At 70.0% G+C, this 11,370-nt stretch carries 13 protein-coding genes; 9 read left to right on the top strand and 4 right to left on the bottom strand.

What is annotated here, in order from left to right; genetic code table 11:
- The first annotated feature begins 35 nt into the window (after positions 1–35).
- The 3 genes from AC1PMG_RS18845 (at position 36) to AC1PMG_RS18835 (ending at position 3,677) form a co-directional block, all read left to right on the top strand.
- Positions 36–1,001: an alpha/beta hydrolase gene (locus AC1PMG_RS18845; RefSeq protein ID WP_481109854.1), complete on the top strand. Its 966-nt coding sequence runs from the start codon at positions 36–38 to the stop codon at positions 999–1,001.
- A 64-nt stretch (positions 1,002–1,065) separates the two neighbouring features.
- On the top strand, positions 1,066–2,529 hold the full coding sequence (locus tag AC1PMG_RS18840; protein WP_481109853.1) for a benzaldehyde dehydrogenase: 1,464 nt from the start codon (positions 1,066–1,068) through the stop codon (positions 2,527–2,529).
- A 17-nt stretch (positions 2,530–2,546) separates the two neighbouring features.
- Positions 2,547–3,677 carry an NAD(P)-dependent alcohol dehydrogenase gene (locus AC1PMG_RS18835; RefSeq protein WP_481109852.1) on the top strand — a complete coding sequence of 377 codons (1,131 nt, stop codon included), beginning with the start codon at positions 2,547–2,549 and terminating at the stop codon, positions 3,675–3,677.
- Positions 3,678–3,754: 77 nt separating this feature from the next.
- Here the strand turns inward: AC1PMG_RS18835 and AC1PMG_RS18830 are convergent, their stop codons facing one another.
- Positions 3,755–4,237, bottom strand: coding sequence for a YajQ family cyclic di-GMP-binding protein (locus AC1PMG_RS18830; protein WP_481109851.1), 483 nt, complete (start codon positions 4,235–4,237; stop codon positions 3,755–3,757).
- Between the two features lie 311 nt (positions 4,238–4,548).
- Positions 4,549–4,692, bottom strand: a complete 144-nt coding sequence (locus AC1PMG_RS18825; protein ID WP_481111736.1) for a hypothetical protein — start codon at positions 4,690–4,692, stop codon at positions 4,549–4,551.
- Between AC1PMG_RS18825 and AC1PMG_RS18820 the strand changes: the two genes are divergently transcribed.
- From AC1PMG_RS18820 to AC1PMG_RS18800, 5 genes are all read left to right on the top strand, one after another.
- A complete protein-coding gene (locus tag AC1PMG_RS18820) occupies positions 4,649–5,506 on the top strand; it encodes a DMT family transporter (RefSeq protein ID WP_481111709.1) in 858 nt (285 codons plus the stop codon). The genes AC1PMG_RS18825 and AC1PMG_RS18820 overlap by 44 nt on opposite strands.
- A gap of 100 nt (positions 5,507–5,606) precedes the next feature.
- Positions 5,607–6,614 (top strand): methionine ABC transporter ATP-binding protein, encoded by a 1,008-nt coding sequence (locus AC1PMG_RS18815; protein ID WP_048492334.1) that lies wholly within the window; start codon positions 5,607–5,609, stop codon positions 6,612–6,614.
- Positions 6,611–7,306: a methionine ABC transporter permease gene (locus AC1PMG_RS18810; protein ID WP_481109850.1), complete on the top strand. Its 696-nt coding sequence runs from the start codon at positions 6,611–6,613 to the stop codon at positions 7,304–7,306. The genes AC1PMG_RS18815 and AC1PMG_RS18810 overlap by 4 nt, the downstream gene beginning before the upstream one ends.
- Positions 7,307–7,484: 178 nt before the next feature.
- On the top strand, positions 7,485–8,288 hold the full coding sequence (locus AC1PMG_RS18805; RefSeq protein ID WP_481109849.1) for a MetQ/NlpA family ABC transporter substrate-binding protein: 804 nt from the start codon (positions 7,485–7,487) through the stop codon (positions 8,286–8,288).
- Between the two features lie 13 nt (positions 8,289–8,301).
- Entirely contained in the window at positions 8,302–8,865 is a 564-nt protein-coding gene (locus AC1PMG_RS18800) for a DUF1453 domain-containing protein (RefSeq protein ID WP_481109848.1), read from the top strand.
- Positions 8,866–8,988: 123 nt separating this feature from the next.
- Here the strand turns inward: AC1PMG_RS18800 and AC1PMG_RS18795 are convergent, their stop codons facing one another.
- Positions 8,989–9,618 (bottom strand): OmpW/AlkL family protein, encoded by a 630-nt coding sequence (locus AC1PMG_RS18795; RefSeq protein ID WP_017907486.1) that lies wholly within the window; start codon positions 9,616–9,618, stop codon positions 8,989–8,991.
- A 182-nt stretch (positions 9,619–9,800) separates the two neighbouring features.
- On the opposite strand from AC1PMG_RS18795, the gene AC1PMG_RS18790 reads away from it, so the two are divergent.
- The gene (locus AC1PMG_RS18790; RefSeq protein ID WP_481109847.1) at positions 9,801–10,340 is read left to right on the top strand and encodes a DNA-deoxyinosine glycosylase; all 540 of its coding nucleotides are present in this window, start codon (positions 9,801–9,803) and stop codon (positions 10,338–10,340) included.
- A gap of 154 nt (positions 10,341–10,494) precedes the next feature.
- Here the strand turns inward: AC1PMG_RS18790 and AC1PMG_RS18785 are convergent, their stop codons facing one another.
- Entirely contained in the window at positions 10,495–11,238 is a 744-nt protein-coding gene (locus AC1PMG_RS18785; RefSeq protein WP_481109846.1) for a hypothetical protein, read from the bottom strand.
- Positions 11,239–11,370 lie beyond the last annotated feature (132 nt).

Genomic DNA, 11,370 nt, shown 5'->3' with positions numbered 1-11,370 from the left:
GCATTCATCCCCAATCCCCATCGCGGAGCCATGCAATGCAGCAAGTAGACCCATTCGATCCTTCGCGGCTGGCGCCGGACGTGCTGGCGGTAGTCGCCGGCATGGCCGCCAGCGGCGCACCGGCGCTGGAAACGCTGCCGATTCCGGCGATGCGCCAGGCCTACCAGCAGATCGGCGGGCTGCTGGGCGGCGAGGCGCTGCCGGTGGCACAGGTCCGCGACCTCGTCGCCGACGGCCCGGCCGGACCGATCCCGCTGCGCTCGTACCTGCCGGCGGCGACGGCGCCCGTCGCGCAGGCGGCCATCGTCTACCTGCATGGCGGCGGCTGGACCGTTGGTGGCCTGGACAGTCATGACAAGGTCTGCCGACGGCTGGCGCTCGCGGCCGGCTGCACGGTGGTCAGCGTGGGCTACCGCCTGGCGCCGGAACATCCGGCGCCGGCCGGTCCGCAGGACGTGGTCGCGGCGATCCGCTGGCTGGCCGCGCATGCCGGCGAACTGGGCCTGGACGCGCAGCGCCTGGCGGTGGCCGGGGACAGCGCGGGCGGCAGCCTGGCGGCGGTGGCCTGCCAGCAACTCCGCGGCGATGTGGCGCTGCGCGCGCAGGTGCTGTTCTACCCGTCCACCGACCTGTCGCCAGCGGCGAGTGAGTTCCCGTCACGGCGTGAGAACGGCGCGGTGCCGCCGCTGACGCTGGCGGCGATGCAGGCACTGTCGAATGCGTTCGTGGCTGGCTTCGACACCCACGATCCGCGGCTCTCGCCGCTGCGCGCATCGGACCTATGCGGTCTACCGCCGGCACTGATCTATGCCGGTGCATGCGATGTGCTGCGCGACGACGGCCGCCGCTACGCCGACGCCCTGCGCGCGGCCGGCGGGGAGGTGGAGTACGTCGAGCTGCCGGGCATGGTGCACGGCTTCGTCGAGATGGCCGGCGTACTGCCGGCGGCAGTGCAGGCGATTGAACAGGCCGGCGCGTTCTTGCGCGCGCGGCTGGCATGACGATTCGGTCGGCGCGGCGGGCGCCGCGCCGATTCCAGGCGATGGATACCAAGAGGAAACAGCGATGAGCGACAACGGATTATTGCAGGGCGATTTCTGGCAGGGAGCCTTGTTCGACGGCCAATGGCAGACGGCGGCCGACGGCGCCGAGGCGATCGAGCCGGCCACCGGTCGGGTGTTGGGGCGGATCGGCTTGGCCGGCCCGGCGCAGATCGCTGCGGCCGCGGCCGCCGCCGCGCAGGCACAGCGCGCCTGGGCCGCGGCCCCCTATGCGCAGCGCGCCCAGGTGCTGCGCAAGGCCGCCCAGTTGGCCGAACAGTCCCTGCCGGAGATCGCCGGCTGGATCGTGCGCGAGAGCGGGTCCACCCAGGGCAAGGCAGGCTTCGAGGCGACCCTGTGCGCGACGGCGCTGCACGAGGCGGCGGCGCTGCCGTCGCGCAGCGCCGGCGAGGTGCTGCCGTCCACGCCCGGGCGGCTGAGCCTGGCGCGGCGGCGTCCGCTCGGCGTGGTCGGGGTCATCGCGCCCTTCAACTTCCCGCTTTACCTGGCCATGCGCGCGGTGGCGCCGGCGCTGGCCCTGGGCAACGCGGTGGTGCTCAAGCCCGATCCGCGCACCGCGGTGTGCGGCGGGGTGGTCATCGCGCGACTGTTCGAGCTGGCCGGCTTGCCGGCCGGCGTGCTGCACGTGCTGCCCGGCGACGGTACCGCCGGCGCGGCGCTGACCGCCGACCCGCACGTGGCGATGATCCAGTTCACCGGCTCCACCGCGGCCGGGCGCAAGGTCGGCGAGGCGGCCAGCCGACACCTGAAGAAGGTGTCGCTGGAGCTGGGCGGCAAGAATTCGTTGATCGTGCTCGACGATGCCGACCTGGACCTGGCGATCGCCAACACCACCTGGGGCGTCTACCTGCACCAGGGCCAGATCTGCATGTCCACCGGCCGCGTGCTGGTGCAGCGTGCGCTCTACCCACAGTTCGTGGAGCGGCTGGTCGCCAAGGCCAACAGCCTCAGCGTCGGCGATCCGGCCAGCGGCCAGGTCGCGCTCGGGCCCCTGATCAATGCGACCCAGCGCGACCACGCCGCGGCGATGGTCGCCGCCGCGCGCGAGGCCGGCGCCACCGTCGCCGCCGGTGGCGGCTACCGCGACCTCTTCTTCGAGCCCACCGTGCTCAGCGACGTGGGGCCCGATAACCCGGCGTTCCGCGAGGAGATCTTCGCCCCGGTCGCGGTGGTGGTGCCGTTCGACACCGACGCCGAGGCCGTGGCCCTGGCCAACGACACCGAGTACGGCCTGTCGATGGCGGTGCTGTCGGCCGATGTGGGCCGCGCGCTGGCGCTGGGCGAGCAGTTGCGCACGGGCCTGCTGCACATCAACGACCAGACCGTCAACGACGAGGTCATCAATCCGTTCGGCGGCGTCGGCGCGTCGGGCAACGGCAGCAGCATCGGCGGCCCCGCCAACTGGGAGGAATTCACCCAATGGCAATGGCTGACCGTCAAGGGCGCAGCGCCCGCCTATCCGCTTTGATCCCAGGAGACAGTCCGATGAACGCAACAACCGACAACATGCGCCAGATCACCGTGGCGGTGGCGCGCGCGCCGCAACAACCTTTCAGTATCGAGCAGGCGCGCATCCGCGCGCCGCAGGACGACGAGGTGCTGGTGCGGGTGGTGGCCACCGGCCTGTGCCATACCGACCTGATCGTGCGCGACCAGTACTATCCGGTGCCGCTGCCGGCGGTGCTCGGCCACGAAGGCGCCGGCGTGGTCGAGGCGCTCGGCCCCAACGTCAAGGCGCTGCAGGTCGGCGACCACGTGGTGCTGACCTATGGCGCCTGCGGCCACTGCGACCCGTGCGACGGCGGCCATGGCGCCTACTGCAAGGAGTTCTATCCGCGCAATTTCGGCGGCGGCGACGCGCATGGCCACACCGCCATCGAGGACCTGCAGGGACAGCCGCTGCACGACCACTTCTTCGCCCAGTCCTCGTTTGCGACCTATGCGCTGGCGCGCGAGAACAACGCGATCAAGGTGCCGGCCGATGCGCCGCTGGAACTGCTCGGCCCGCTCGGCTGCGGCATCCAGACCGGCGCCGGCGCAGTGATCAACGCCCTGAAGGTGCGTCCCGGCAGCAGCTTCGTGGCGTTCGGTGCCGGCGCGGTCGGGCTCAGCGCGGTGATGGCGGCGCGGGTGGCCGGCGCCACCTGCATCGTCGCCGTGGACGTGGTGCCGTCGCGGCTGGAACTGGCTAAGGAACTCGGCGCCACGCACACGATCGACAGCCGCGAGGGCGACCTGGTCGAGGCGGTGCGCGCGATCACCGGCGGCGGCGCCGATTTCGCGCTCGAATCCACCGGGCGCCCGCAGGTGCTGGCGCTAGGCATCGAGGCGCTGGGCGGGCTCGGCACGATCGGCGTGGTCGGCGCGCCCAAGCTCGGCACCAAGGCCGAGTTCGACGTCAACAACCTGCTGCTGGGCGGACGCAGCATCCGCGGCATTGTCGAGGGCGACAGTGTGCCGCAGGTGTTCATTCCGCAATTGGTGACGCTCTACCAGCAGGGCCGGTTCCCGTTCGACAAGCTGGTGAAGTTCTACCCATTGGCGCAGATCAACGAAGCGGCGGCCGACAGCCACAGCGGCGTCACCCTCAAGCCGATCCTGCGGATCGCCGGCTGAGGGCCGCAGTCGCCACGGCGGCGGCCGTGGCGATCGTCCAGCCTGCGCACCGCCTATAACCCTGCGGCGCGGCGGCCTCAGTCGCGGAAATTGTCGAACTGCAGCGGCAGCTCGAAATCGTTCTTCTTCAGCAGCGCGATCGCGTCCTGCAGGTCGTCGCGCTTCTTGCCGCTGACCCGCAGCTTGTCGCCGTTGATCTGCGCCTCCACCTTGAGCTTGGCTTCCTTGAGCGTGGCCACGATCTTCTTGCCCAGCTTCTGCTCGATGCCCTGCTTGACCGTGATCTTCTGCCGCGCGCCGGCGAGGTTGGTCTCCACGTCGCCGAACTCCAGGCAGCGCACATCGATGCCGCGGGCCAGCAGGCGCGCGCGCAGGATGTCGGTCATCTGCTTGACCTGGAAATCGCTGGGCGCGGACTGGGTGATGACCTGGTCGTCCAGCTCGAACTTGGCGTCGACGCCCTTGAAGTCGAAGCGCGTCGACAGCTCGCGGTTGGCCTGGTCGACGGCATTGGTCAGTTCGTGCTTGTCGACTTCGGACACGATATCGAAGGAAGGCATGGGCAAGTCCTCGGTAAAGATGCCTATCGTAAGACGTGCGGGTCGTGCATGGGGCGGAGATTCGGGATTGGGGATTCGCAGAAGTGCCCTGCGCCGACACGTCAGGCGCCGTCGTAGGAGCGGCTTTAGCCGCGACTGCTGTTACAGGAAGGCCCTGTCGCGGCTAATCCCGCAAAAGGGGACAAGAGCTGCTCCTGCGAGACAGCGCTATGCGCGGAGAAAAGCAGGTGATCAGGCGATGTCTTGAAGCCGCTCTCACAGAAGGCTGTGTCAGCCGCTGCAGCCGGGGCTGGAGCCATGAGGGAGGGACTTCAGTCCGACGCGATGGCCTTCGGTACCACGCACACCACCGATCGCGGCGATAATGCGCCGATGCCCAACTCCCGTTCCAATGCTGCCGCCGCTGCGTGGATGATCGCCGCGGTCGCGTTCTTTTCGCTGATGGATGCGTCCATGAAGCAGCTCAGCACGCACTATCCGGCGCTGCAGGTCGCGGCGTTGCGCGGTGGGGCCTCGCTGCCGTTCGTGCTGGTGTGGGTGCTGGCCAGCGCCGGGCCGCGCGCGATCTGGCCGGTGCGCTGGGGCTTGCACCTGCTGCGCGGCGTGCTCGGCATCGCCATGATCGGCTGCTTCGCCTGGGCCTTGCGCAGCCTGCCGCTGTCCACCGCCTACACCATCTACTTCGTCGCGCCGCTGCTGGTGGCGGCGCTGTCGGTGCCGCTGCTCGGCGAATACGTGGGGCCGCGGCGCTGGGCGGCGATCGGCGTCGGCCTGGTCGGCGTGCTGGTGGTGCTGCGCCCCGGCATGGACGGCTTCGTCTCGCTGCCGGGGCTGATGGTGCTGCTGGCGGCCATCGCCTACGCGGTCGCCTCGGTGCTGGTCAGCCTGCTGGCGCGCACCGATACGTCGCAGTCGCTGGTGGTGTGGTTCCTGCTGATCATGGCGCTGGGCGCCGGCGCGTTGGCGCTCCCGGACTGGACCCCGCTGCGCCCGGCCGACACCGGCTGGATCGCCGGCATGGGCCTGGCCGGGGCGCTGGGCCAGGTGGCGCTGACCCAGGCGTTCCGTCGTGGCGACGCCTCGCTGGTCGCGCCGCTGGAGTACAGCGGCCTGTTGTGGGTGATCCCCTGGGACTGGCTGCTGTGGCGCAAGCTGCCCGACGCCTGGACCTGGGTGGGCGGGGCGATCATCGTCGCCAGCGGCCTGTACCTGCTTCACCGCGAGCGGATCCGCGCGGTGGCGCATCCGCCGCCGCAGGCGCGGCCCTAGCCGGCCCCGCGATGCGCGCCGACGTTAGAATCGAATGGAATAACGCACGCCATCCTGGCCTGCTAGGCTTTGCGCCCCCCGTCGCTGCCGGTCCCGCGCGTTGATCCAGTTCGAGCGCCTGCACAAGTCCTATTCCGTCGCCGGCCAGCCGGTCGTGGCGCTGCATCCGCTCGACCTGCGCATCGAGGCCGGCGAGGTGTTCGGCATCATCGGCCATTCCGGCGCCGGCAAGTCGACCCTGATCCGGCTGATCAACCGGCTCGAAGAGCCCAGCGGCGGGCGCCTGATCATCGACGGCGAAGACGTCACCGCGCTGGATCGCGCCGGGCTGCGCACGCTGCGCCAGCGCGTGGGCATGATCTTCCAGCACTTCAACCTGTTGTCCTCGCGCACGGTCGCCGGCAACGTCGCATTCCCGCTGGAACTGGCCGGCACGCCGCGCGCGGAGATCGATGCACGGGTGGCCGAGCTGCTGGAACGTGTGGGGCTGGCCGCGCATGCGGGCAAGTACCCGGCGCAGCTGTCGGGCGGGCAGAAGCAGCGCGTCGGCATCGCCCGCGCCCTGGCCACGCGCCCGCGGATCCTGCTGTGCGACGAGGCCACCAGCGCGCTGGACCCGCAGACCACCGCCTCGGTGCTGGCGCTGCTGGCGCAGATCAACCGCGAGCTGGGCCTGACCATTGTGCTGATCACCCACGAGATGGAAGTGATCCGCCGCGTCTGCGACCGCGTGGCGGTGCTCGATGCCGGGCATCTGGTCGAGAGCGGGCCGGTCACCGAGGTGTTCCTGCATCCGCAGCATCCGACCACCAAGCGCTTCGTCTCCGAGGCCGAGCACGTCGACGAGGCCGAGCTGTACCGCGATTTCACCGCGGTGGACGGGCGCATCCTGCGTCTGACCTTCCTCGGCACCGACACCTACGCGCCGCTGCTCGGGCGCATCGCCCGCGCCACCGCGGTGGACTACAACATCCTGTCCGGGCGCATCGACCGGATCAAGGACACCCCTTACGGCCAACTCACCGTGGCCCTGGTCGGCGGCGACATGGATGCGGCGCAGGCCGCCTTCGTCGCCGCCGGCGTGCATGTGCAGGAGCTGCGCCGATGAGTCCGATCGCCACCGCCGCCGCCGGCTTCTTCCGCAATCTCGATGCCGGCAAGTGGAGCGAGATCGGACGGGCCACCGTCGACACGCTGCTGATGCTCGGCGGTTCGCTGCCGCTGACCCTGCTGATCGGCCTGCCGCTGGGCGTGCTGCTGTTCCTCACCGGCCCGCGCCAGACCCACCAGAAGCCGCTGCTGTACGGCGGCCTGGCGCTGGTGATCAACGTGCTGCGCTCGGTGCCCTTCATCATCCTGATGATCGCGATGATCCCGCTGACGCTGTGGGCGATGGGCACTTCGCTGGGCGTGCGCGGCGCGATCCTGCCGCTGGTGGTGGGCGCGGCGCCGTTCTACGCGCGGCTGGTGGAGACCGCACTGCGCGAAGTGGACCGCGGCGTGGTCGAGGCCAGCCTGGCGATGGGCGCGACCACCTGGCAACTGGTGACGCGGGTACTGCTGCCGGAAGCGCGGCCGGGCCTGATCGCCGGCGCCACGGTGACCACCATCGCCCTGATCGGCTTCACCGCCATGGGCGGCGCCATCGGCTCCGGCGGCCTCGGCGACCTGGCCTACCGCGACGGCTACCAGCGCTCGCATGCCGACGTGGCCCTGGTGACCGTGGTGATCCTGCTGTTGCTGGTGCAGGCGCTGCAGATGCTCGGCGACCGCATGGTCGCGCACTACAGCCGACGTTGATGTCCTGCGTGCCGCGGTAGCAACGGCTTCAGCGCGCGCCCCCACCGGTGGAGCGGTCGCGGCTCAAGCCGCTCCTGCGCGCATGGATCGCCCCGCCTGCACGGCCGTCTGCTAGCGTGCACGCATCGCGGCCGCGGGTCGCGCTCCTCCACTCCCCCCGTTTCCCCGGATACCTGCCATGACCCGATTCCCGTTCCGCCTCCTGCTCGCCAGCGCCGTGCTCGCCCTCGGCGGCTGCGGCAAGCCCGATGCCGGCGCCGCCAGCGACCATCTCAGCGTCGCCGCCACTGCGGTGCCGCACGCCGAGATCCTGGAGGTGGTCAAGCCGATGCTGGAGCAGCAGGGCGTGACCCTGGACGTGCGCGTGTTCAACGACTACGTGCAGCCCAACGACCAGGTGGTGCAGAAGCAGATCGACGTGAACTACTTCCAGACCGAGCCCTACCTGCAGGCCTACAACCGCGACCGCAAGAGCGATCTGGTGACCGTGGTCGGCGTGCACATCGAGCCGTTCGGCGCCTACTCGCGCCGCTACAAGTCGCTGGACGCGCTGCCGCAGGGCGCCGACGTGGTGATCCCCAACGATCCCAGCAACAACAGCCGTGCGCTGATCCTGCTGGACAAGGCCGGGGTCATCAAGCTCAAGGACCCGAGCAATGCGCTGTCCACCCAGCGCGACATCGTCGCCAATCCCAAGCAGCTGAAGTTCCGCGAGCTGGACTCGGCGATGCTGCCGCGGGTGCTGGACCAGGTCGACCTGGCGCTGATCAACACCAACTACGCGCTCGACGCCGGCCTCAACCCGACCCGCGACGCGCTGGCGATCGAAAGCAAGGATTCGCCGTACGTGAACTTCCTGGTCGCGCGTCGCGACAACAAGGACGACCCGCGCGTGCAGAAGCTGGCCAAGGCGCTGACCAGCCCGGAAGTGAAGGCCTTCATCCAGCGCAAGTACCAGGGTGCGGTACTGCCGGCGTTCTGATCGGGCCACGCGCATGCCGCTGCTGCTGGCCATTCCGCTGGCGATCGTGATCGCGCTGGCGGTGACCGCGGTGCTGTTGCCGCTGTCGCTGCTGCAGCGGTTCCGCGTGGGCACGGCGCGGCGTCAGGCGCGCGGTTGGCTGGTCGCGGTGCAGCTGTGGTCGGCGCTGCTGTCCAGCGTGGTGTTGTTGGTCTTCGCCCTGATCGCCGCGCGCTGGTGGCCCGGTGCGGCCACGCATGCGCTGGCCGGCTGGGGCATCGGCGTGCTGCTGGGCGCGCTCGGCATCGTCGCCACCCGCTTCGAGCCGTTGCCGCATGGGCTGCACTACACACCGAACCTGTGGTTGGTCTTGGGCCTGACCGCGCTGGTGGCGGTACGCATCGGTGCCGGGCTGTGGCAGGGCTGGCGCAGTCTGGTCGATGGTGCGGCGTGGCCGACCGAGGGCTGGATGAGCCATGCCAGTCTGCTGGCCGCCGCGGCCATGCTGCTCGGCTATGCCTGCGCCTACGCCTGGCTGCTGCGGCGGCGCCTGCGCCGTTTCGACCGCTACCGCGGATTCGATCGCTCGCCGCGCTGAAGGCGGGCGCGCACGCGTGCACGCGCAATGCGGTCTCCGCTGGTCGCGCGCGCGATCCAGCGCACGTACAAAAACAAACGGGCCCTTGCGGGCCCGTTTGCGCAAACGCTGGAGACGGAACGCTTAGAAGCGCGCGCCGACGCCGAAGCTGAACAGCCACGGATCCAGCTTCAGGTCTTCGCCGGTGCCTTCGCCGGCCACCTTCAGCTCCGGACGCGAGTGCATGTAGCGCGCATCGGCACGGGCGAACCAGGTGGAGTTGATGTTCATGTCCACGCCGACGGTGCCGATGGCGCCCTTGGCGGTGTCCAGGCTGATGTGCTGGTCCGGGTTCAGGCCAGCCAGCTTCTCGTTGCTGAAGTTGGACTCGTAGTAACCGACGCCGACGAACGGACGGAACACGTTGTCCGCCTGGCCGAAGTGGTACTGGCCGCTCAGCGCGATCGGCTGCTGCTCGACGGTACCGACCTTGCCGATGCCGTCGGCCTTGACGCGGTGGTTGAACTTGTCGGCAGCGCCCCACAGTTCGACCGCCCAGTTGTCGTCGATCAGCCAGCTGGCGCTGATGGTCGGCGCCGGGCCGCCATCGACGTCGAGGCCGGCCGCCGGCTTGGAATGCGGGTCGAGCAGGGTCGCGCTGCCGACGACGGAGAAGTGCTTGCCGGAAGCGGTATCGGCATCCTGTGCGAATGCGGCGGGCGCAAACGCAAGGGCGGACACGACAGCCAGGCTCAGGATCTGAATGGACCGCATGGGGTATCTCCTCATCTTTTTCTTGTGGGGCCACGGGAGTGGGCGCGCACACCGTATCGATGAGAAGATGAATCGTCGCCGACCCTCGCCGGACGAATGCAGGCGATGTTCAGGCACTTGCGCCCGATGCTTGAAATAACGAGGTTTTAAGACTTTTGGCTGTTCATCCAGGTGCGCGCGACGTGACGACGCAGCCGCTGTTGCAGGGCCTGCCCGCGCAGATTCGCGACGATTGCCGCGTGCTTGTGCTCGGCTCCATGCCCGGTGCGGCATCGTTGCAGCAGGCGCGTTACTACGCGCATCCACGCAATCGGTTCTGGCCGCTGATGGCCGCGCTCTGCGGCGTCGATGCGGCACTGGACGCCGAAGCGCGCATGCAGGCGCTGCACGCGGCCGGCGTGGGCCTGTGGGATGTGATCGGCCAGTGCCGACGCCGCGGCAGCCTGGACGCGGCGATCGTGCGCGGCAGCGAAATCCCCAACGCCTTGCCCGAGCGCATCGCGCAGTTGCCGCAGCTGCGCGCCATCGCCTGCAATGGCGCGGCGGCGGCGCAGGCGTTCGCACGCTTCGTGCAGCCGCGACTGCCGCTGCGCGATCCGCCGCTGGTGCTGCTGGCGCTGCCGTCCAGCAGCCCGGCCAATGCCGCGTTCGCCTGGCCGCGGCTGCTGCAGGCGTGGTCGCCGCTGCAGCAGTGGCTGCGTGCGCCAACGGCCGGCGATTGAACGGCGCCTTTAATCCCGCAGGCGGCACATGCGCGTAGGAGCGGCTTCAGCCGCGACGCGGCTGTCCCGACAACGCTGTCGCGGCTGAAGCCGCTCCTACGAGAGCGCGCTGCGTGGCGATAAGGCGACAACAGGTCGACGTTGCGCCGCTCGATCAGCGCCGCGCACGCAGGCGCAGCCACAGGGTCTGCAGCGTCAGCACGACGGCCAGCGACAGCGCTACCCATGCCGCGGTCTGCGCACCGGCCAGCGTGCTGGCGGCCTGTTTGACGTAGACCGCGGCCAGCGCCCACAGCGCCGCCGCCGCGTAGGCGAGGTTGCCGCGCATGGCCCGGTTCATGCCCAGCAGCAGCATCGCCGCCAGCGCGAACAGCACCAGGCTCCACGGCAGCATCCGCTCGGTCGAGAGCCAGCGGTAGGCCACGATCACCTGCGCGGTGTTCAGGAATGCCGCCAGCGACAGCCAGCCGGCGTGCAGCGACAGCGGCAGCCAGGCCCACAGGGTCTGGCCGGATTCGGGGGCAGGGTCGCGCGACAGTCGCAGCGCGGCCAGCAGCATCGCCGCCAGCGCGGTCCAGATCACCGCCAGCGCCAACAGAAAGTGCTGCTGCGAGAACACCGGCATCCACGCCGCCGTCAGCGCGAAGCCCAGCGCCGCCGGCGCCCGCACCTGCGCCAGCGCGCTGACGCGACGGCGCCGCGCGCTGGATTGCCACAGGCCGAAGGCCAGGTCGAGCAGGAAGATCACACCCCAGATCGCGAAGGCGTAGCCGGCGGCGACGATCAGGGTCGGGTAGCGGTCGGAGATGGCGCCGTTGGTCGGGCCGAACGCGCTACGTTGCGAGAACCAGGCGACCAGCGGCATCGCCAACGCCATCAACAGCACCAGGATCCGCATGCCCGCCCTCCGGAAATCTGCGGCGAGCCTAGCCGTGGCCCCGTGAAGGCGGCGCACCGATGGCGGCCGCGCAACATGCGCCGGCGTACTGTCCGCCGGCAGCGGCGGCCCACGCAGGCGATCGGGCTTTTT

Source organism: Xanthomonas sp. NCPPB 2250 (assembly GCF_056725265.1).
This window is presented reverse-complemented; position numbering and strand designations above follow the sequence as displayed.